The organism is Rhizobium sp. BK661 (genome assembly GCF_024808825.1).
In the GTDB taxonomy this organism is placed as follows: domain Bacteria; phylum Pseudomonadota; class Alphaproteobacteria; order Rhizobiales; family Rhizobiaceae; genus Rhizobium.
This window is the reverse complement of the sequence record NZ_JANTYT010000001.1, coordinates 371,973-391,749: the sequence shown is the minus strand read 5'-3', so window position 1 is coordinate 391,749 and position 19,777 is coordinate 371,973. Positions and strand designations below refer to the sequence as shown.

Below are 19,777 nucleotides of genomic sequence, written 5' to 3'. Positions count from 1 at the left end.
CGAGCGCTCGCGCTGCCCTCCCAGGAAAGGAATCCCTGTGTCCCGTCTCGTCATCGTTTCCAATCGCGTGCCAGCCCCGACAAAGGAGGGCGCGGCCTCCGCTGGCGGACTGGCAGTGGCTCTGAAAGCGGCATTGGAACAGCGCGGCGGCATCTGGATGGGCTGGTCCGGAAAGTCGAGCGAAAACGACGAGCCCGGTCCGCTCTCCCTGACAGAAGAAGGCAAGATCACCTACGCCCTGACCGACCTCACCGGCAAGGATGTCGAGGAGTACTACCACGGCTTCGCCAACCGGGTGCTCTGGCCGATATGTCACTACCGGCTGGATCTCGCGGAGTACGGTCGCAAGGAAATGGCAGGGTATTTTCGCGTCAACCGCTTCTTCGCGCATCGGCTGGCGCCGCTGCTGCGGCCGGACGACATCATCTGGGTGCATGACTACCATCTGATCCCGCTGGCTGCGGAACTCAGGCAGATGGGGTTCAAGAATCGTATCGGCTTCTTCCTGCACATTCCCTGGCCGCCGGCCGATGTGCTCTACACGATGCCGGTTCACGAGGAGATCATGCATGGTCTGGCGGCCTACGATCTCGTCGGCTTTCAGACGGACCATGATCTGGAAAACTTCGCCGGGTGCCTTCGCCGCGAGGACATGGGCGATGCGATCGGGGATGGCCGGTTCACGGCAAACGGCAAGGTTTTCAAGGGCGGCGCTTACGGGATCAGCATCGAAACGGCTGCCTTTGCCGATTTTGCCAAGAAGGCGAGCAGCCATCATCTGGTGCAGCGCGCACGGCAGAGCGTCAAGGACCGCGATCTTATCATCGGCGTCGACCGGCTCGATTACTCGAAGGGCATCACACAGCGGCTGGATGCTTTCGAGCGCTTTATCGTCAACAATCCTGCCCACCAACGGAAAGTCACCTATCTCCAGATCACACCGAAATCCCGATCGGAAGTGCCTGAATACGAGCAGATGCAACGCACCGTCGCGGAGCAGGCCGGCCGCGTCAACGGTGCCTTGGGAACGGTGGACTGGGTGCCGGTCCGCTACATCAACCGCTCCGTCAGCCGCCCGATCCTCGCCGGTCTCTATCGGCTGGCCGAGGTTGGATTGGTCACGCCGCTTCGGGACGGCATGAACCTCGTGGCCAAGGAGTATGTTGCCGCCCAGGACCCGGAGGATCCCGGCGTGCTGGTGCTCTCACGCTTCGCGGGTGCCGCCCGCGAACTGAAGAAGGGTGCCTTGCTGGTCAATCCCTACGACATCGAGGGAACAGCCAACGCACTGGCACGGGCCTTGAACATGCCGCTTGAGGAACGCCAGGAACGTTGGCGGAAGATGATGGACCACCTGCTGGTGCACGATGTATCGCGCTGGTGCCAAGATTTCCTCGATGACCTCGTCGCTTGAGGGTAGCGTCAGTCGATGCCAGCCTCGGCCATCAGCCACGCTGCAAGCAGGTCACTTTGGGCATCGCGCATGTGCCGCGGCAGCAGCAACCAATAGCCTCGATCCGGCGCTTCCAGCGCGGGGCCAGCGGTCTTCAGCATCCCGGTTGCTAGCAGGGAGTCGACCAGGCCCATCCATCCGATTGCAACGCCCTGTTCGCCGATTGCCGCCTGTACCACCAGCGAATAGGTGTTGAAGCTGAGGTCGCCCTGCCCGGCGTGACCATCGCGGCGGACACCAAGCTCCGCCAGATAGGTTCGCCAGTCGAACCAAGGCGACGGTTCCTCGGTATCGAGATGAATCAAACGCGTCCGCGCGAGATCATCAGGCGTCGAGAGGGAGCCGTAGCGATCGAGAAAGCCCTGGGTGCAGACCGGTGCGACCTTTTCCGGCAGGAGCAGAACCGCGCCGCGATCGAATTCGGATCGCCGACCAAAGACCACTGCAATATCGCCGTCGTCCGAACGACCTTTCTCTATTCGTTGTGTCGCGACAATCTGAATGTCGACATCCGGGTAAAGCGTGCGGAATGCGTGCATCCGCGGGATCAGCCAGAGCGAAGAGAATGCGAAGTCCGTCCGCAGTCGGATCGTTGGCCTGTCCGGTTCAGTGCGGAAGCGCCGCGCCAGCTCGTCAATCTCGCTGACGCTCTTTGCCACTACATCGAGCAGGCGTTGGCCCTCCGCCGTCAATTCAACGCCGCGATGTTGTCGTTTCAGGAGGCTCACGCCTAGTTGCTCCTCCAGCCGGCGAACCTGATAGCTGACGGCGGGTTGCGTCAGACCAAGAGCGCTTGCCGCAGCCGACAGACTACCTGTCTTGCCGATCTCGGAGAATATGCGCATCCACCCAAGTTCGACGCGGCGGCTTTCCATAAAAAATCCTTAGAGATGATATCAAAAAATGCCCGCTTCACAGGTCAATTGGTATCGATAATCAATAAAGCAATCAAATGGCACATGCGAGATGAGGCCGAGATTCCTGTTGCGCCTTCCAGTCGATGCGGGCTGGAATAGCGCAGAGCACACGGCTAAGTTCCCGCTCCCGCAAACCGAAGGACGATACGCATGGCGCGCCCGAATATTCTCATTCTGATGGTGGATCAGTTCAATGGCACGCTGTTTCCCGATGGGCCGGCTGATTTTCTCCATGCGCCGCATCTGAAATCCCTGGCGCAGCGTTCGGTGCGTTTTGCCAACACTTACACGGCAAGTCCGCTTTGCGCGCCGGCGCGCGCATCCTTCATGTCCGGGCAATTGCCGAGCCGGACCCGCGTGTATGACAACGCCGCCGAATTCGCGTCCGACATTCCGACATTCGCCCATCACCTGCGGGCGGCGGGCTATCACACCGCCCTTTCCGGAAAGATGCATTTTGTCGGCCCCGACCAGCTGCATGGCTTCGAGGAACGCCTGACCACCGATATCTACCCTGCCGATTTCGGCTGGACACCCGATTACAGCCAGCCCGGCGAGCGCATCGACTGGTGGTACCACAATCTCGGCTCGGTCACCGGTGCCGGCGTGGCCGAAATCACCAACCAGATGGAGTATGACGACGAGGTCGCCTACAACGCGACCCGCAAGCTCTACGACCTCTCGCGCCGTCAGGACGACCGCCCATGGTGCCTGACTGTGAGCTTCACTCACCCGCACGACCCCTATGTCGCTCGCCGCAAGTATTGGGACCTCTACGAGAATTCCCCGGCGCTCGATCCCGAGGTCGGCGCAATTCCGTTCGACGAGCAGGATCCGCATTCTCAGCGCCTGCTGAAGGCCTGCGACTACGACGCATTCGACATCACCCCGGAACAGATCCGCCGCGCGCGCCAAGGCTATTTCGCCAATATCTCCTACATCGACGACAAGATCGGCGAGATCCTTGATGTCCTCGAGCGTGCGCGGATGGCGGACAATACCATCGTGCTGTTCGTTTCCGACCACGGTGACATGCTCGGCGACCGTGGCCTCTGGTTCAAGATGTGCTTCTTCGATGGTTCGTCGCGCGTGCCGCTGACGATTGCGGCGCCCGGCTGGGCACCGGCCTCTATCCGGCAGCCTGCCTCGACGCTCGACGTGACGCCGACGCTTGCGGCACTGGCGGGCATCGACATCGCCAAGCTCGCACCATGGACGGATGGCGAGGATCTGACGCCGCTTGCCACCGGCACCGGCGGTCGTGGCCCGGTGCCGATGGAATATGCCGCCGAGGGGTCGGAAGCCCCGCTCGTCTGCCTGCGCGACGGCCGCTTCAAGCTGACGCTGTGCGAGAAGGACCCGCCGATGCTGTTCGATCTCGAGGCGGACCCAAGGGAATTGAAGAACCTTGCGGGCGATGCGGGATATGCCGATGCTCTCGCCGGATTGACGGCTCAGGCCGAGAAGCGCTGGAACCTGCAGAACTTCGACGCCGACGTGCGCGAAAGCCAGGCGCGCCGGTGGGTGGTCTACGAGGCGTTGCGGAACGGCGCCTACTATCCCTGGGACTACCAGCCGCTGCAGCGGGCTTCCGAGCGCTACATGCGCAATCACATGGATCTGAACGTGCTGGAGGAAAGCCAACGCTATCCGCGCGGCGAGTAGATTGCCGGCGCACACCTTAGCCACTACTGTCCGCATGCAAAACAGGAGGCTTCCATGAAGATCAGTGCACGCAATCGCTTGAAAGGAAAGATCGTCGAGGTGAAGAAGGGTGCGACCACGGCGCACGTCCGCATCGATATCGGCGGCGGTTCCATCGTCACGTCCTCGATCACCAACGAAGCCGTCGATGAACTGGGGCTGGCCGTCGGCGGCGACGCCTATGCGGTCGTCAAGGCCTCTGACGTTATGGTCGCGGTCGACTGATCGTCAGGCCTTCTTGCAATAATGCGCGACGTCGTCGCCGGTCTGGAAATCTCCGGGCTGCGGCGGCGCGATCGGCTTGAACAGCGTGCGATCGGGCTTCAGGTCGAGCAGCGGCGTGCCGTCAAGGCAATCCATCCCGCGAACCAAAAGAACGCCCGCTTCGACCCCTTCCAGCTTGACGATGGAGGTGCCGATCGGATTTGGCCGCACCGGCGAGCGAAGCGAAAAAGTGCCATGCACTTTTCCGCTATTGGCAGGACTTTGCAGAACGAGATCACGACGTGATTGATCAAGCCAATAGAGGATCTCCAGCCGCTCGAAGGCTTCCACGCCCTGGAGTGCCTGCCTCCATGGCTCGAATATCTCGACCTTGCAAAGCGGACCGTCATGCCGCCCCTGGCGCGGCGTCTCCATGCGCGAGGTCCAAGGGGTCAAGATACGCCCGATGAACACCAGCCCCGCATCCGTCGCCGGCGGCAGATCGACCGCGACTTCGTTTTCCCGGATTTCGTTCTCGCGTACCATCAAACGCTCCTGTTCGAAGATACATCATGGCAGATCGGTGTATCCGATCCAATATCACGCGGCCTTGACGGCGTGGTATTCCTTGAGGGCGGCCATCCTGATCGCCGGGTAGCGCTCGGCCTCGTAGCGCAGAGAGAAGCTGTCCTGCGCCAGGAACACCGGGTCGTTATCGAGGTCGCGGGCGATATCGCCGCGACGCGCGGTTATGAATTTTTCGAGCTCTGCCGGCTGATCAGCCGAAATCCAGCGGCACACGGAGAAGCGCGACATTTCAAAGGAGACCGGCAGGCCGTATTCGGCCATCAGGCGCTCCTTCAGAACGTCAAGCTGTAGCGCGCCGACGACGCCAACGATAGCCGGCGAACCATCTTCCGGCGAGAACAGCTGGACGACGCCCTCTTCCGCCATCTGCTGCAGCGCTTCCTTGAGCTTCTTCGCCTTCATGGCGTCTTCCAGACGTACGCGGCGCAGGATTTCCGGCGAGAAGTTCGGCACGCCCTGGAACACCAGCGACTCGCCTTCCGTCAGCGTATCGCCGATGCGCAGCGTTCCGTGATTGGGAATGCCGACGACGTCGCCGGCATAGGCCGTATCCGCAAGCTGCCGCTGCGAGGCAAAGAAGAACTGCGGCGCGGTGAGGCCGAGCTGCTTGCCGGTGCGCGACAGGCGGGCCTTCATGCCGCGCTCGAGCTTGCCCGAGCAGATGCGGGCAAACGCGATGCGGTCGCGATGATTGGGGTCCATGTTCGCCTGGATCTTGAAGACGAAGGCGGTCATCTTGTTGTCGGTCGCCTGCACGGTACGGATGTCGGCGACCTGATCACGGGGCGGCGGGGCGAACTCGCCGAGCGCATCGATAAGGTCGCGCACGCCGAAATTGCGCAGCGCCGAACCGAAGAAGACGGGCGTCAAATGGCCTTCGAGGAAGGCCTTCCTGTCGAAGGGCTTGCATGCCTCGATCGCCAGCGTCGTCTCCTCGATGAACGCGTCACGCTCGTTCTCCGGCAGGCGATGGGCTACCATCTCGGGATCGGTGACCTTGGTCATGATCTCCTGCGTGTCCGAAGCACGCACCTCGTTGTTCGCCAGGTGGTAGGTGCCGCAGAAGGTCTTGGAACGGCCGATCGGCCATGTCACCGGTGCGCAGTCAAGCGCCAGCTTCTCCTCGACTTCGTCAAGAATCTCGAAGGGATCGCGGCTTTCCCGGTCCATCTTGTTGATGAAGGTGATGATCGGAATGTCGCGCATGCGGCAGACTTCGAACAGCTTCAGTGTCCGCGGCTCGATACCCTTGGCGGCATCGATCACCATGACGGCGGCATCGACCGCCGTCAGCGTGCGATAGGTGTCGTCGGCGAAGTCTTCGTGGCCGGGCGTATCGAGGATGTTGAAGACATTGTCCTTGTACTCGAACGTCATGACCGAGGTGACGACCGAGATGCCGCGCTCACGCTCGATCTTCATCCAGTCGGAGCGCGTCTGCATGCGATCCTTCTTTGCCTTGACTTCGCCGGCAAGCTGAATGGCGCCGCCGAACAGCAGCAGCTTTTCGGTGAGCGTGGTCTTACCCGCGTCCGGGTGCGCGATAATAGCGAATGTGCGGCGGCGGGAGACCGCCTCGGCGAGACTTTCGGCCATAATGTGAATCCTGTGGAATTGCGGCGTATCTAGCGATTAAAGCCCGGCATTGCAATTGACCTTGGCGCTTCGGGCGCAAACTAATGCGGCATGACCATTCATGCCGATACGCGCCCGACGCTCAACATCATCCGCCTTGCCAACGGCAAGGACCTCGAACTGCCGGCCTATGAAAGCAAGGGGGCGGCGGGCATGGACCTGCGCGCCGCCGTCGATGCCGACGCGCCGACCATCCTCGCGCCTGGCAAGCGCGCGCTGGTGCCGACCGGTTTCATCTTCGAAATTCCGGAAAGATTCGAGGGCCAGGTGCGTCCGCGCTCCGGCCTCGCCTTCAAGCACGGCCTCACCTGCCTGAATACACCCGGCACCATCGACAGCGACTATCGCGGCGAGGTCAAGGTTCTGCTGATCAACCTCGGCGACGAGCCGTTCGAGATCACCCGGGGCATGCGCATCGCCCAGATGGTAATCGCACCGGCGATTCAGGCTCATATCTGCGAAATCTCCGAGGCGAGTGCCACGGCGCGCGGCGCCGGCGGTTTCGGCTCGACCGGGGTATGACCTCCAAGGGGATCGATCATTCCGGCTTGACCTTCCGCCAAGACTATTTCGGCGACCTTAAGGCATGGCAGGCGCTGGTCGATCTCCTAAAGGACACATTCGATATCGATATCGGCCCATTGCAGCAAATGGGCGGACCCGACCCTAGCAGCATGCCCTTCGGCTGGTTTGACCGCGATGGCCTGCTTGCCGCCAATCTTTCGGCCTTTGCGATGCCCCTCGTCATCAACGGTCGAACACTGAATGCCGCCGCATTCCAATCAGGCGCGGTCCGGCCGCCCTGGCGCAGACGCGGCCTGTATCGCGACCTGACCCGCAAGGCGCTCGCGTGGTGTGAGGAGATGGGCTTCGAAGCGATCGCCCTCTACACGGACAAGCCGTCGCTGTATGAACCCTACGGATTCCGCTCGGTTCCAATGCATGCCTATTCCGGCAAGGCGCCGGCTGTTTCAAAGGCGCAAACGCCAGCCTGTTGCCTCGATCCGCTCGACGCGGCAGACCTCGAGTTGTTGCGCGCAGCTTTGAGAGCCCGCGAACCAGTCTCAGACGTGCTCGCCGTGTGTCAGAGCGCCGCGATGTTTCTCATCAACACACAGCTCGACCCCGGCGTCAGGGTCAGTTGGATGGAACGGGAACAGGCCGCGATTGCCTGGAAGATGGAACCGCCGGGACGTTTGATTCTCCTCGACGTCGTCGCGGCCGATATCCCCTCGCTGACCTCGATCATCGGAGCTCTCGACATAGAGCCTGGCGCCGTCGATGTGTTGTTCTGCCCTGACAAACTCGGGTGGAACGGCGAGGCGCGACCGCTCGACGGCCACACGCACTTCATGATCCGCACACCCGGCGCGATCGCCTTTGATCGACCTGCAATGCTGTCGCCGATGGCCGATTTCTGATCTATCGGTCCCGCGAGAGCGGCGGCAGACGGCGTTTTACCGGTGATGCCTTGACCATCGAGGTGCTGGTCTCGGCCTTCTCGGCCACCTTGTCGAGGATCGCGTCGAGTTCCGCCATGGAGGAAACGACAAGCCGGGCAATGAAACAGTCATCACCCGTCACCTTGTCGCACTCCACGAACTGGGGCGTATCCTGGATGATGCGCTGGACGACATGCAACTGTCCCGGCAGCGGCCGGACGCGCACGATCGCCTGCAGCGGATATCCGAGCGCCGCGGCGTCGATATCAATTGTGAACGCGGCGATGATCCCGCGTTCCTCAAGGCGGCGGAGACGTTCGGCGGCGCTGGGCGAAGAGAGGCCCGCGGCCTGCGCCAGTTCCTTCAAGGAAATGCGGGCATTCTCCGCCAGTGCCTGCAGGATTTTCTGGTCGACCGCATCGATCAAGTTGTCATTAGGCAATACAGACACTTTTCCTCACAAAGATAGGACGATTGCGCAGCGAGCCTAATGGAATCTATATAAGTCACGATGACCCCGCAATATTCTTTCTCCATCAACATGGAGAGATGCGATGCACAGCGAAGTTCGCGCCGGCGCTGCCCAAATGACAGCGGCAATGCTGATTTCAGGAACCATCGGCTGGTTCGTCGTGATGTCCGGCCAGCCTGTGAGCGGCGTGGTGTTCTGGCGCTGCTTCTTTGGGGCGATCAGCCTGCTCGCCGTCTGCGCGGCCATGGGACTGCTGCGACCGGGCGTCATCAGCTTCAAGGCGTTTGGCATCGCGGTCTTCGGCGGAGTTGCCATTGTTCTCAATTGGCTGCTGCTGTTTGCGTCATACGGCCACGCCTCGATTTCGATAGCGACGACCGTCTACAATACGCAACCCTTCATGTTGCTTGCGCTCGGTGCGCTTTTTCTCGGCGAGAAGATCACCGCCGCGAAGCTGTTGTGGCTGACGCTGGCCTTTGGCGGAATGGCGGCCATCGTCGAGGCCAAGCCGGCGACGTCAGCCGAACACGAGGGCTATGCGGCCGGGATCCTTTTGGCGCTTGGCGCTGCGTTTTTCTACGCGCTGGCAGCCCTTGCCGCGAAATGGCTCAAGGGAACGCCGCCGCATCTCATAGCGCTGATACAGGTTGCGACCGGCGTGCTGATGCTGCTGCCGACCGTGAACTTCTCGGACCTGCCAACCGACGGACAGTCCTGGTCAATCCTTGCCACCATGGGCATCGTTCATACAGGGCTGATGTATGTGCTGCTCTACGGAGCGATCCAGAAGCTGCCGATCCATCTGACAGGGGCGCTGTCGTTCATCTATCCGATCGCCGCCATCCTCGTGGACCGGGTGGCCTTCGGACATGCGCTGCAACCGCTTCAGCTCGTTGGTGCAGCGATCATTCTCGTCGCCGCGGCCGGCATGAACCTCGGCTGGACGCCCGCGCAGTTGCTACGTGCGCGGGCAAGCTCATAGGCCAGAGGGCGCCGACGCTATTTCTGCTGCCGCGTCGTTTCGAACAGGAACCAAGTGCGGCGCTCGGCCTCGTCGATCCAGACTTCCAGCAGGCTTGTGGTAGCGAAGTCATTGTGCTCGGAGCAGACATCGTGGGTTTCGCGCAACAGCGATACAAGCTGCCTGTTGTCGTCGCGCAGTTCCGCCAGCATGTCCTCCGGCGTCACATACTCGGCGTCATTGTCATTGATGCGCTGCAGGCGACCGATATGGCCGATGGAGCGCAACGTCGTTCCGCCGATCTTGCGGGCGCGCTCGGCAATCGCGTCGGTCGTGGCAAAGATCTGCTCAGCCTGTTCGTCGAGCATCAGGTGATAGTCGCGGAAATGCGGCCCCGACATATGCCAGTGGAAATTCTTGGTCTTCATGTAGAGCGCGAAGACGTCTGCCAGCAGCGCCGCTAAAGCGGCCGAGATGTCCTGGATGGCATTGCCTTTCAGGTCCGTCGGAGTGGCAAGTGGGGCGAGTTTGCGCTTTTCGGCTGCGTTGAGGCTCATCGATATCTCCTTTGGCGAACAGTAGGTATTGGTCGGTATGGAGGGTTCATTGCCCATTGCCCCTCGGATTTGGTTGTTGGCGCGATGCCGGCCTTCACAGCTTCGACCCCGCCTTGGAACTAGAACCGTCACAACAAGCGTCAATAGCGGCTATGCACTGCAGCCTAGTGACAGAGCGTCACATCCTTGAAATCCCCCGTTTGCAGGCGTAGAAGGCGTCTGAAGCAGGAGCTTGCACCATGTCCTTCACCGCCCTTTTTGCATATGCTGCAGCCCTTTTCATCGCTGCCGCCATCCCCGGACCGGGCATCACGGCGATCGTCGCGCGCGCACTCGGCTCGAATTTTCGCGAGACATTTTTTATGGGCCTCGGTCTAGTGCTTGGTGATATGACCTATCTCACTGCCGTCATTCTCGGCCTCGCTTTCGTGGCGCAGACGTTCACCGAACTCTTCATTGTCATCAAGATCGCCGGTGCGCTTTATCTCTGCTACATCGCTTACAAGCTCTGGACGGCCGGGTTGCTGCCCCACGACATCGCGGCCAGGAAGGCGAGCAATGTCGGCATGAGCTTCCTGTCCGGCCTGCTGGTAACACTCGGCAATCCCAAAACCATGCTCTTCTATGTCGCACTGGTGCCGACTTTGATCGACATCAACAGCATCGGGCTTCGTGAATATGGTGTCCTTTTGACAACCACCTTCGTCGTCCTGCTTGTGGTTTTGGTCCCTTATATGCTGCTTGCGTCACGCGCCCGCATGATGCTGAAGCAACCGCGTGCGCTGGCGGCGCTGAACAAGACGGCGGCAGGTATTCTCGCCGGCACGGCCGCCTTCATCGCCACCCGCGCGGCCTGAAAAATTCATTCGACAAAGCCCGGTTCCTAAAGGATTTTTTCTCGCCTGACCGCTTCTGGCGGATGAACCCACACTGGCCTCCATCCATCTTTGACCCTATTCTCTCCGCACATTTCACCAAGGGAGAGCCTAATGTCGAAGAAACCGGGCCGCGGCCGCATCTATTCCTCGATCACCGAGACCATCGGTGACACGCCAATTGTGCGGCTCGACAAGCTCGCGAAGGCGAAGGGCGTCAAAGCGAACCTCCTGGCGAAGCTGGAATTCTTCAATCCGATTGCTTCCGTGAAGGACCGCATCGGCGTCGCAATGATCGAGTCGCTGGAGTCACAGGGCAAGATTTCGCCCGGCAAGACGACCCTGATCGAGCCGACATCGGGCAATACCGGAATTGCGCTCGCCTTTGCCGCGGCGGCCAAGGGATACAAACTGATCCTGACGATGCCGGAAACCATGTCCGTCGAGCGCCGCAAGATGCTGGCACTGCTCGGCGCCGAACTCGTGCTCACCGAAGGTCCGAAGGGAATGAAGGGCGCGATCGCCAAGGCCGAGGAATTGGCGGCGACACTCCCCGATGCGATTATCCCGCAGCAGTTCGAAAATCCTGCCAATCCAGAAATCCACCGCCGCACGACAGCCGAGGAGATCTGGAACGATACCGACGGTGCGGTCGATATCCTGGTTGCCGGCATCGGCACCGGCGGCACCATCACCGGCGCGGGCCAGGTGCTGAAATCGAAGAAGCCTGGCTTCAAGGTCGTCGCCGTCGAACCTGCGGAATCTCCCGTCCTTTCCGGCGGCCAGCCGGGTCCGCACAAGATCCAGGGCATCGGCGCAGGCTTCGCGCCGGCGATCCTCGATACCCACATCTACGACGAAATCGTCACGGTCAGCAGCCCCGAAGCGCTTGACCTTGCCCGCGAGGTTGCCAGGCTGGAAGGCGTGCCGGTCGGCATTTCCTCGGGCGCAGCCTTGGCCGCCGCAATCAAAATCGGCAGCCGTGAGGAGAACGCGGGGAAAAACATCGTCGTGATCATCCCATCCTTTGCCGAACGTTATCTCTCCACGGCCCTGTTTGAGGGGCTTGGCGGCTAAGCCGGCATTCCTGACGCGGGGCGCTCTCGGCGGGCGCCCCCCTTTCGTTTCAGGCGGGCGTGGTCAGACGTTCGCCGGCGATGCGATAGGAGATCGCCTCGGCGAGGTGGATGCGACCCACCATCTCATTGCCATCGAGATCTGCCAGGGTGCGCGCCACCTTCAGGACACGATGATATCCGCGCGCCGAGAACTTCATTTTTTCGGCTGCGTCGCGGAGCAACTGCAGGCCGGAAGCATCCGGTGCGGCGTATGTCTCGATCATGGCGGTCGAGCAGCGGGCGTTGGTCCCGATTGCCCCCGGGGTCGCCGCCTTGAAGCGATCCCGCTGAATCTCGCGCGCACGGGCGACGCGGCGGGCGATATCCACGCTCCTTTCAGCAGGCATCGGCCGAATGAGATCGAAGGCGGAGACAGCCGGAACATCGATGCGGATGTCGATGCGATCCATTAGCGGGCCTGAAATGCGCGACTGATAGTCCGTCATGCAGCGTGGACCGCGTACGCAACTATGGCCGGGTTCGCCGGCCATGCCGCAGCGACAGGGGTTCATCGCCGCGACGAGCTGGATGTTGGCCGGATAGGCCACACGATGATTGGCGCGGGCGATGATGCATTCGCCTGTTTCGAGCGGTTGCCGCAGAGCATCGAGCGCCTGCGGCGAAAACTCGGGAAACTCATCGAGAAACAGAACGCCATGGTGGGCTAGCGACGCCTCGCCGGGCTTGGCGCGCACACCGCCGCCGACGAGGGCTGCCATGGTGGCGGAATGATGCGGCGTACGGAAGGGGCGTCGATCCGAGAGCTTCCCGCCGGATAATTGTCCGGCTACCGAATGGATCATCGACACTTCCAGAAGCTCGGCAGCGGAAAGCGGCGGTAGGATCGAGGGCAAACGCGCTGCAAGCATGGATTTTCCGGAGCCGGGCGGACCGACCATCAGGAGATTGTGGCCACCGGCCGCCGCCACTTCCAGCGCCCGCTTGGCGCTTTCCTGCCCCTTGATATCGGCAAGATCAGGCAGGCTGACCGTATTGGCGCGGATCGAGGGTTCTGGACGGGAGATAACCTGGGTGCCGCGAAAATGATTGGCGAGCGCGATCAGGCTGCGCGGCGCGAGGATGTCGATATCCGGTCCCGCCCAGGCCGCCTCCGCGCCGCTTTCGGCCGGGCAAATCAATCCCTTGCCGATGGCGTTGGCGCCAATCGCGGCCGGCAGCGCCCCGGCGACGGGGGCGATCGTCCCATCCAGATTGAGTTCGCCAATCACCACGTAGTCGGAGAGTGCATCCGCCGGAATGGCGCCCAAGGCGGCCATCAGGCCAAGGGCGATCGGCAGGTCGAAATGAGAGCCTTCCTTGGGCAGGTCCGCCGGCGCCAGGTTGACAGTAATCTTCTTGGCCGGGAGGGCCAGGCCCGAGGCGTGCAGCGCGGCGTGAACGCGCTCGCGGCTTTCTGCCACCGCCTTATCGGGAAGGCCGACGATCTGGGTGACGACCCGGCCGGGCGCGACCATGACCTGGACCTCGACCGGAACACCCTCAATACCCTGAAATGCAACCGTGCTGACGCGTGCGACCATGCCCCATCCCCTGTGCCGCAACCCACTACACTGCAGTTTAACGACGCATCATTGTCGCCAATTGCAATCTTGCATAGAAACAGGAATGAAACAAGAACAATAAAAGAACAGATTCAAGCCAACGCTGTGGGTAGGTTGTGGCAGGTTGCATAGGCGGAACAAACCGGCCGACGTGTCCCGACCGTATCGAGCGGGAGCATCCGGAAGAGACGAAATGTCCGCAAAACCGCGCGCCCGTTCTCAGCGCGCGGCAACAAAACGATGCCTAGCGCTTCTGCTCGATCGCATCCCACAGCAGGGCGGCGATATCGAAACCGCCAAATTTGCGCACTTCGCGGATGCCGGTCGGCGAGGTGACGTTGATCTCCGTCATGTAGTCGCCGATGACGTCAATGCCGACGAAGAGGAAGCCGCGTTCCTTCAGCGCAGGGCCGATGCGCTTGCAGATTTCGATCTCGCGGGCCGTCAGTTCAGTCGCCTCGGCGCGTCCTCCGACATGCATGTTGGAACGGCTGTCGTGCTCGGCGGGCACGCGATTGATGGCGCCGACGGGCTCGCCGTCGACGAGCAGGATGCGCTTGTCGCCCTTGCGAACATCAGGAAGGTACTGCTGCGCAATGAAAGGTTCACGGAAGAGTTGACCGAACATTTCTAGCAGGGACGACAGGTTGCGGTCGTCCTTTGTCGAATGAAAAACGCCGGCGCCGCCGTTGCCGTAGAGCGGCTTCAGGATAATGTCGCCCATCTCGTCTCGGAAGCGGCGAATTTCCGCTGCATCCTTGGTGATCAGCGTCTTCGGCATCAGATCGGCAAATTCGGTGACGAAGATCTTTTCGGGAGAGTTCCGAACCCAGGCCGGATCATTGACGACCAGCGTCTTCGGATGGATCCGCTCCAGCAGGTGGGTCGAGGTGATATAGGCCATGTCGAACGGCGGATCCTGGCGAAGCAGGATCACGTCCATGGTGGAAAGGTCGACGCGTTCGGGCGCCCCGAGCTCGAAATGATCGCCCTTGACGTCGCGCAACACCATCGGCTCCACCGTGGCGTACAGATTGCCGTCCCGGAAGCTCAGGCGCTCAGGCGTGTAATGGAAAAGCTTGTAGCCGCGAGCCTGCGCTTCCAGGCTCATCGCAAATGTGGAATCGCCCGCGATATTGATGCCGGCGACATGGTCCATCTGGACCGCTACATTCCTGATCTTAGCCATTTCCGTCCCTTAGCTGATGCGGACAGATGTAGGCTGCGGATGCCCCGAAAGCAACGTCAATCAACGGCTTCGTTGTGGCGGGACGGGAAATCGTCAGGCGGCGATGCCGCTCTTTTGGACGTCGCCGCGCAACAGGCTCTTCAGCCGGTAGGCGAGCGCGACCGGCTTCGGGAACGGCTTCCTCAGGAACGCAACCTTGCGCACGTAACTGTCCACGCGCCAGCTGGCCCAGGTGCCCGCAGCGAAGAAGGCAACATCGCCGGCTTGCAGTGTCCGCTCCGTGCCGTCCCCGGCAACGATATGGACGCCGCCTTCGAGGATCATCACCGTTTCGTCCCAGTAGAAGTGCCAACGGAATTCGCCGGCCGTGCAATCCCAGATCGCCGTATAGGCTGCATCGTCATTGCTGCGAGAATGCTCGCCGGTGCGCGCCTGAGGGTTACCGCTGATCACCCAATCCGGATTGATCGGCGTCGCGCGCATGTCGAAAGTATCGCCGGACTTCGCCACGAATGTCTTTGCTTGCGGCTGCGGCAGGCTCGGAAAGGGCACCACGCGCGCCGCCATCGCGACCACGCTTGCCAGCATCATATGAATACCCATGAGCCCCCCAGCTATCCAATCCGTGTCGGGATAGCAGAGAGTCGTAAAGGCACCGTACAGGCGATCCGTACAATTTTAAGGATCAGTGAGGCGTCAGGCGATTTCCGTTTTGACCACGGCGGCCGGCGAAGCTGCCGGCTCGCCGATGCGCTTGCCCGTCTCGTGATTGAAGAAATGCAGCCGCTCTGCGCCGATGACCAGCCGTAGTTCGGACTTCAGCTCCGCCTCAGGCGACAGGACCGCGGTCAACTGCTGATCGCCAAGACTTCCGTGCACCAGACGCTGTGAACCCAACTCTTCGACATAGTCGATCGCGACCGTCATGGCATGTTCACCGGCACGGGCAAGGCGGAGGTCTTCGGCGCGAATCCCGACCGTGACCGGACCCGACGTCGGCGCGCTGCCGGCAAGGTCAATCAGGCTCGGGCCGAGCGCCAGTTTGTCGCCATGCAACTCGCCCTTAAGGAGGTTCATGGCCGGCGAGCCGATGAAGCTGGCGACAAAGGTGGAAGCCGGGCGATGGTAGACCTCGAGCGGTGTGCCGATCTGCTCGATTTCACCATGGCTCAGAACCACGAGGCGATCGGCGAGCGTCATCGCTTCCAGCTGGTCGTGGGTGACATAGAGCGAGGTGGTGCCGAGGCGGCGCTGCAGGCGCTTGATTTCGCCGCGCATGGAAACGCGCAGCTTGGCATCGAGATTCGACAGCGGTTCATCGAACAGGAAGGCGGCCGGCTTGCGGACGATGGCGCGGCCCATGGCGACGCGCTGGCGCTGACCGCCCGACAGCGCGCGCGGGCGGCGATCGAGATAGGGCTCGAGCTGCAGCATGCGGGCGGCCTCGGCGACGCGCGCGTCGATTTCCGACTTCGGCGTCTTGCGGTTCTTCAGGCCGTATTCAAGGTTCTCGCGCACCGTCATGTGCGGATAGAGCGCATAGTTCTGGAAGACCATGGCGATGTCGCGATCGGCAGGGTCGACGCTGTTGACCACGCGGTTGCCGATGCTGACGGTGCCGTCGGAGATTTCCTCGAGACCCGCCACCATGCGCAGTAGCGTGGACTTGCCGCAACCGGACGGGCCGACGAGGACGATGAACTCACCATCGGCGATCGAGATATCGACGCCGTTCACGGCGCGAACGCCGCCATGATAATCCTTGCAGACCTTCGAGATTTCGATCCGTGCCATGTTTCTTCCTTACTTATCGCTCTCGGTGAGGCCCTTGATGAACCATCTCTGGAAAATCACGACGATCAGCACCGGCGGCAGCATGGCCAGCACGGCGAGTGCAAAGGCTTCGTTGTAATCGGGAATTTGCGAACCGACCCAGACCTGCAGGATCGACTTGATGCCGCGCATGAGCGTGAAGAAGCTCTCGTCGGTGGTCATCAGCATGGGCCAGAGATACTGGTTCCAGCCATAGACGAACATGATGATGAAGATCGCCGCCATCATCGTGCGCGACAGCGGGATCAGGATATCGACGAAGAACTTGAACGGCCCGGCGCCATCGATGCGGGCCGCCTCCAAGAGTTCCTCGGGAACGGACTTGAAGAACTGACGGAAATAGAAGGTGCCGGTCGCCGACGCCAGCAGCGGCACGATCAGGCCGGTGTAGGTGTTCAGCAGCCCGAGTTTGCTCATCACCTCATAGGACGGCATGATGCGCACTTCGAGCGGCAGCAGCAACGTCGTGAAGATGATCCAGAAGGCGAGCGTCGCAAAGCGAAAGCGGAAATAGACGATGGCGTAGGCCGCCATCATCGACAGCACGATCTTGCCGACGGCAAAGCCGATGCCGAGGATGAGCGAGTTCAGCACCATGTTGAGGCCGGTGACCTGGCCGGTGAAGCCGCCCTTCTGGGTCAGGACCTTCTCATAGGTGCCGACGAAATTGTCGCCGGGGAGCAGCATCAGGCCCTTGGTGTGGATTTCGGCCGCCTCGTGGGTCGAGGTCATGAAGGCCACGATCACGGGCACGATCAGGAACAGCGAACCGAGGATCAGGATCAGATGGTCGAGGGGTTTCGTCTTATACATGGTCGTCCCCTCTCACGTGTAGTGGATGCGCTTCTCGATGAAGCGGAACTGAATGATGGTGAGGACGAAGACAACGATCATCAGGATCACCGACTGCGCCGAGGAGCTGCCGATGTCATTGCCGCGGAAGCCATCCATGTAGACCTTGTAGACAAGGGTGATCGGATTGTTGGCCGGCTTGTCCTTCACCATCACGTCGATGACGCCGAAGGTGTCGAACAGCGCGTAGGTGATGTTGATGATCAGCAGGAAGAAGGCCGTCGGCGCCAGCAGCGGCAGCGTCACCGTCCAGAAGCGACGGAAGCCGGAGCGGCAGTCGATGGTGGCGGCTTCGCGCACGGAAACCGGCACGCCCTGAAGACCCGACAGAAAGAAGATGAAGTTATAGGGGATCTGCTTCCAGACCGCGACGACAATCAGCGCAAAGGCGGTGTCGTAGTAGTTCAGACCAACCTGCATGTCCCAGCCGAACCATGCCGCCAGTTTGACGAAGGGGCCGATGTGCAGGTCGAAGAACATCATGCCGATGAGGCCCGCAACCGGCGGGGCGATCGCATAGACCGAGATCAGCAGCGTCTTGTAGGCGGAGCTGCCGCGAATGACGGCATCAGCCTTGACCGCCAGCAGCAGACCGAGCGCCAGCGAGAAGAAGGTCACCAGCGCTGTGAAGACGACCGTAAACTTGGCGATGCTCAGATACTCGGGGCTGAAGATGGCGTCCGTATAGTTGGCGAAGCCGACGAAGGTCGAGCCGAAGCCGAAGGGGTCCTCGATGTAGAAGGACGACTGCACCGCCTGTACCGACGGCCAGTAGAAGAAAATGAAGATCACCGCGAGCTGCGGCGCCAGAAACAGATAGGGGATGAGCGATGGCGAGAACTGGACGCGCTTGGCGCCTGCCGGCTCGGCAGCGGCTGCCGGTTTCCTGGCGCCTGCCGCAAAGCCCGGTATGAACCGGCCGAGGCGAGGTTGAGAAGGTGTATAGGCCACGCGCGGTCCTCTATCGCTGATAGGACCTCCCTTCCGGAGAAGGGAGGTCCATGTTGACTGTCATGGTCGACGTGGCTTGGATCAGCCAGCGGTCTTGGCGAAGCGGGCGAGAAGTTCGTTGCCTTCCTTCTCGATGGTGTCGAACGCGTCCTTGACTGTGGTTTCACCAGCGAAGATGCGGTTGTATTCGCGCTCCATGATCGAGCGGATCTGCGGGTAGAAGCCGAGGCGATAGCCCTTCGACCATTCGCCGCCTTCCAGCTTCAGCTGCTTGATACCGACTTCGGCGACAGGCTCCTTCTCGTAGTAGCCTTCCTTCTTGGCGAGATCGTAGGCTGCTTCGGTGATGGCGACATAACCGGTTGCCTGGTGGTAGAACTTCTGGATCTCAGGCGAGGTCAGGAACTGGAAGAAGTCGGCAACGCACTTGTTTTCGGCTTCCGGCTTGCCGGCCATCGCGAAAAGGGCAGCACCACCAATGAAGGTGTTCTTGCCGGCGCCGCTGATCGAGTTCCAATAAGGCAGGAAGGTTGCCGAGAAGGGCATGGTTGCCGTCTTCTTCAGACCGCCGAAGGAGCCCGAGGAACCGATCCACAGAGCGACCTTGCCTTCTTCGAAGGGCTTCTGGTTGTCGTTCCAGCCGGCGCCGTAATAGGCGAAGTAGCCTTCATCCTTCCAGGCCTTGAGCTTTTCGAACATCATGATGAGGTTCGGGTCGGTGACCTTGAGCTTCGTGTCGACGATGCTGTCGTAGCCGTTGTTGTTGGTGGCGAACTGGATGTTGTTGCGCGAGAAGAAGTTCTCGGTGAACTCCCAGGTCAGCTGCGTCTGGACGAGCGGGATGTAGCCGGCATCCTTGAGCTTCGGCGCGATCGCCTCGAACTCTTCCCAGGTCTTCGGGGCTTCGACGCCGGCCTTCTTCAGCGCTTCCGGGTTCGTATACATGATCGGAGCGGACGAGTTGAACGGCATGCCGACGAACTTGCCGTCAGCAGCAGCGTAGAGGTAGCGAACGCCCGGAATGAAGGCGTTGCGGTCGAACTTGTAGCCAGCGTTGTTGATCAGGTCTTCAGCCGGGATGACAGCGCCCTTGGCGTTGATAATGGTCGCGGCACCCGCATCGAATACCTGCAGGATGTTCGGCTGTTCGCCCGAGCGGAAAGCGGCGATGCCGGCTGCCAGCGCTTCTTCATACGATCCCTTGGAGACCGGCGTGATCGCGCAGCTCGTCTGCGATGCGTTGAACTTCTGTGCGACTTCGTTGATGACTTCGCCGTTGCGGCCGCCCATGCCGTGCCACCAAGTGATATTGGTCGCGGCAAAAGACGACGAGGCCGAGAAGCTCACGGCCACGGCCGCCATCGTAAATTTCTTGAACATGACTAATCCCTCTCCACCAGTTGTTGGGGTGAGGAGTGCAATAGAGGCGTTCCATGACGCCTCCTTGATGATTTGATGACGGGA

General features: G+C 61.2%; 20 protein-coding genes. 8 read left to right on the top strand and 12 right to left on the bottom strand.

Annotated features, from left to right (window positions below):
- Positions 1 to 37: 37 nt before the first annotated feature.
- Positions 38 to 1,414, top strand: coding sequence for an alpha,alpha-trehalose-phosphate synthase (UDP-forming) (otsA, locus tag FHX16_RS01900; RefSeq protein ID WP_183860609.1), 1,377 nt, complete (start codon positions 38 to 40; stop codon positions 1,412 to 1,414).
- Positions 1,415 to 1,422: 8 nt separating this feature from the next.
- Here the strand turns inward: otsA and FHX16_RS01895 are convergent, their stop codons facing one another.
- Entirely contained in the window at positions 1,423 to 2,328 is a 906-nt protein-coding gene (locus FHX16_RS01895) for a choline sulfate utilization transcriptional regulator (protein ID WP_183860610.1), read from the bottom strand.
- A gap of 192 nt (positions 2,329 to 2,520) precedes the next feature.
- Here FHX16_RS01895 and betC point away from each other — a divergent pair, with 192 nt between their 5' ends.
- Both betC and FHX16_RS01885 read left to right on the top strand, forming a co-directional pair.
- The gene (betC, locus tag FHX16_RS01890) at positions 2,521 to 4,035 is read left to right on the top strand and encodes a choline-sulfatase (protein WP_183860613.1); all 1,515 of its coding nucleotides are present in this window, start codon (positions 2,521 to 2,523) and stop codon (positions 4,033 to 4,035) included.
- A gap of 54 nt (positions 4,036 to 4,089) precedes the next feature.
- Positions 4,090 to 4,299 (top strand): molybdopterin-binding protein, encoded by a 210-nt coding sequence (locus tag FHX16_RS01885; protein ID WP_016552447.1) that lies wholly within the window; start codon positions 4,090 to 4,092, stop codon positions 4,297 to 4,299.
- A gap of 3 nt (positions 4,300 to 4,302) precedes the next feature.
- Here the strand turns inward: FHX16_RS01885 and tsaA are convergent, their stop codons facing one another.
- Complete coding sequence (gene tsaA / locus FHX16_RS01880; protein ID WP_183860614.1) at positions 4,303 to 4,824, bottom strand: tRNA (N6-threonylcarbamoyladenosine(37)-N6)-methyltransferase TrmO; 522 nt, start codon at positions 4,822 to 4,824, stop codon at positions 4,303 to 4,305.
- Between the two features lie 54 nt (positions 4,825 to 4,878).
- Complete coding sequence (locus FHX16_RS01875) at positions 4,879 to 6,462, bottom strand: peptide chain release factor 3 (protein ID WP_183860616.1); 1,584 nt, start codon at positions 6,460 to 6,462, stop codon at positions 4,879 to 4,881.
- A 90-nt stretch (positions 6,463 to 6,552) separates the two neighbouring features.
- Between FHX16_RS01875 and dut the strand changes: the two genes are divergently transcribed.
- Entirely contained in the window at positions 6,553 to 7,023 is a 471-nt protein-coding gene (gene dut, locus FHX16_RS01870) for a dUTP diphosphatase (protein ID WP_183860618.1), read from the top strand.
- The gene (locus FHX16_RS01865) at positions 7,020 to 7,922 is read left to right on the top strand and encodes a GNAT family N-acetyltransferase (RefSeq protein ID WP_183860620.1); all 903 of its coding nucleotides are present in this window, start codon (positions 7,020 to 7,022) and stop codon (positions 7,920 to 7,922) included. The genes dut and FHX16_RS01865 overlap by 4 nt, the downstream gene beginning before the upstream one ends.
- Before the next feature lies 1 nt (position 7,923).
- Here the strand turns inward: FHX16_RS01865 and FHX16_RS01860 are convergent, their stop codons facing one another.
- Entirely contained in the window at positions 7,924 to 8,394 is a 471-nt protein-coding gene (locus tag FHX16_RS01860) for an Lrp/AsnC family transcriptional regulator (protein ID WP_405049255.1), read from the bottom strand.
- Between the two features lie 103 nt (positions 8,395 to 8,497).
- Between FHX16_RS01860 and FHX16_RS01855 the strand changes: the two genes are divergently transcribed.
- Positions 8,498 to 9,397, top strand: coding sequence for a DMT family transporter (locus tag FHX16_RS01855; RefSeq protein WP_183860622.1), 900 nt, complete (start codon positions 8,498 to 8,500; stop codon positions 9,395 to 9,397).
- 17 nt (positions 9,398 to 9,414) lie between these two features.
- Here FHX16_RS01855 and FHX16_RS01850 read toward each other — a convergent pair whose 3' ends face one another.
- Entirely contained in the window at positions 9,415 to 9,933 is a 519-nt protein-coding gene (locus FHX16_RS01850) for a Dps family protein (protein ID WP_016552437.1), read from the bottom strand.
- A 239-nt stretch (positions 9,934 to 10,172) separates the two neighbouring features.
- On the opposite strand from FHX16_RS01850, the gene FHX16_RS01845 reads away from it, so the two are divergent.
- Positions 10,173 to 10,790, top strand: coding sequence for a LysE family translocator (locus tag FHX16_RS01845; RefSeq protein ID WP_183860623.1), 618 nt, complete (start codon positions 10,173 to 10,175; stop codon positions 10,788 to 10,790).
- Between the two features lie 132 nt (positions 10,791 to 10,922).
- Entirely contained in the window at positions 10,923 to 11,885 is a 963-nt protein-coding gene (gene cysK / locus FHX16_RS01840; protein WP_183860625.1) for a cysteine synthase A, read from the top strand.
- A 49-nt stretch (positions 11,886 to 11,934) separates the two neighbouring features.
- On the opposite strand, the gene FHX16_RS01835 is transcribed toward cysK, so the two are convergent.
- The 7 genes from FHX16_RS01835 to FHX16_RS01805 all read right to left on the bottom strand — a co-directional run bounded on the left by FHX16_RS01835 (position 11,935) and on the right by FHX16_RS01805 (position 19,693).
- Positions 11,935 to 13,467 (bottom strand): YifB family Mg chelatase-like AAA ATPase, encoded by a 1,533-nt coding sequence (locus FHX16_RS01835; RefSeq protein ID WP_259126388.1) that lies wholly within the window; start codon positions 13,465 to 13,467, stop codon positions 11,935 to 11,937.
- Between the two features lie 265 nt (positions 13,468 to 13,732).
- Entirely contained in the window at positions 13,733 to 14,677 is a 945-nt protein-coding gene (gene gshB / locus FHX16_RS01830; protein WP_183860629.1) for a glutathione synthase, read from the bottom strand.
- A 93-nt stretch (positions 14,678 to 14,770) separates the two neighbouring features.
- Complete coding sequence (locus tag FHX16_RS01825; RefSeq protein WP_183860630.1) at positions 14,771 to 15,280, bottom strand: cupin domain-containing protein; 510 nt, start codon at positions 15,278 to 15,280, stop codon at positions 14,771 to 14,773.
- A 93-nt stretch (positions 15,281 to 15,373) separates the two neighbouring features.
- Positions 15,374 to 16,471: an ABC transporter ATP-binding protein gene (locus FHX16_RS01820; protein WP_183860632.1), complete on the bottom strand. Its 1,098-nt coding sequence runs from the start codon at positions 16,469 to 16,471 to the stop codon at positions 15,374 to 15,376.
- A 9-nt stretch (positions 16,472 to 16,480) separates the two neighbouring features.
- Positions 16,481 to 17,323 carry a sn-glycerol-3-phosphate ABC transporter permease UgpE gene (gene ugpE, locus FHX16_RS01815; RefSeq protein ID WP_183753368.1) on the bottom strand — a complete coding sequence of 281 codons (843 nt, stop codon included), beginning with the start codon at positions 17,321 to 17,323 and terminating at the stop codon, positions 16,481 to 16,483.
- Positions 17,324 to 17,335: 12 nt separating this feature from the next.
- The gene (locus FHX16_RS01810; RefSeq protein ID WP_183860634.1) at positions 17,336 to 18,313 is read right to left on the bottom strand and encodes an ABC transporter permease subunit; all 978 of its coding nucleotides are present in this window, start codon (positions 18,311 to 18,313) and stop codon (positions 17,336 to 17,338) included.
- 81 nt (positions 18,314 to 18,394) lie between these two features.
- Positions 18,395 to 19,693 (bottom strand): extracellular solute-binding protein, encoded by a 1,299-nt coding sequence (locus FHX16_RS01805; RefSeq protein ID WP_183860636.1) that lies wholly within the window; start codon positions 19,691 to 19,693, stop codon positions 18,395 to 18,397.
- Between the last annotated feature and the right edge of the window lie 84 nt (positions 19,694 to 19,777).

What these genes read in the sequence shown, in the direction of transcription:
- FHX16_RS01895 (WP_183860610.1), bottom strand. Translation starts at nt 2,328, where the DNA reads ATGGAAAGCCGCCGCGTCGAACTTGGGTGGATGCGCATATTCTCCGAG.
- betC (WP_183860613.1), top strand. Translation starts at nt 2,521, where the DNA reads ATGGCGCGCCCGAATATTCTCATTCTGATGGTGGATCAGTTCAATGGC.
- FHX16_RS01885 (WP_016552447.1), top strand. Translation starts at nt 4,090, where the DNA reads ATGAAGATCAGTGCACGCAATCGCTTGAAAGGAAAGATCGTCGAGGTG.
- tsaA (WP_183860614.1), bottom strand. Translation starts at nt 4,824, where the DNA reads ATGGTACGCGAGAACGAAATCCGGGAAAACGAAGTCGCGGTCGATCTG.
- FHX16_RS01875 (WP_183860616.1), bottom strand. Translation starts at nt 6,462, where the DNA reads ATGGCCGAAAGTCTCGCCGAGGCGGTCTCCCGCCGCCGCACATTCGCT.
- dut (WP_183860618.1), top strand. Translation starts at nt 6,553, where the DNA reads ATGACCATTCATGCCGATACGCGCCCGACGCTCAACATCATCCGCCTT.
- FHX16_RS01865 (WP_183860620.1), top strand. Translation starts at nt 7,020, where the DNA reads ATGACCTCCAAGGGGATCGATCATTCCGGCTTGACCTTCCGCCAAGAC.
- FHX16_RS01855 (WP_183860622.1), top strand. Translation starts at nt 8,498, where the DNA reads ATGCACAGCGAAGTTCGCGCCGGCGCTGCCCAAATGACAGCGGCAATG.
- FHX16_RS01850 (WP_016552437.1), bottom strand. Translation starts at nt 9,933, where the DNA reads ATGAGCCTCAACGCAGCCGAAAAGCGCAAACTCGCCCCACTTGCCACT.
- FHX16_RS01845 (WP_183860623.1), top strand. Translation starts at nt 10,173, where the DNA reads ATGTCCTTCACCGCCCTTTTTGCATATGCTGCAGCCCTTTTCATCGCT.
- cysK (WP_183860625.1), top strand. Translation starts at nt 10,923, where the DNA reads ATGTCGAAGAAACCGGGCCGCGGCCGCATCTATTCCTCGATCACCGAG.
- FHX16_RS01835 (WP_259126388.1), bottom strand. Translation starts at nt 13,467, where the DNA reads ATGGTCGCACGCGTCAGCACGGTTGCATTTCAGGGTATTGAGGGTGTT.
- gshB (WP_183860629.1), bottom strand. Translation starts at nt 14,677, where the DNA reads ATGGCTAAGATCAGGAATGTAGCGGTCCAGATGGACCATGTCGCCGGC.
- FHX16_RS01825 (WP_183860630.1), bottom strand. Translation starts at nt 15,280, where the DNA reads ATGGGTATTCATATGATGCTGGCAAGCGTGGTCGCGATGGCGGCGCGC.
- FHX16_RS01820 (WP_183860632.1), bottom strand. Translation starts at nt 16,471, where the DNA reads ATGGCACGGATCGAAATCTCGAAGGTCTGCAAGGATTATCATGGCGGC.
- ugpE (WP_183753368.1), bottom strand. Translation starts at nt 17,323, where the DNA reads ATGTATAAGACGAAACCCCTCGACCATCTGATCCTGATCCTCGGTTCG.
- FHX16_RS01805 (WP_183860636.1), bottom strand. Translation starts at nt 19,693, where the DNA reads ATGTTCAAGAAATTTACGATGGCGGCCGTGGCCGTGAGCTTCTCGGCC.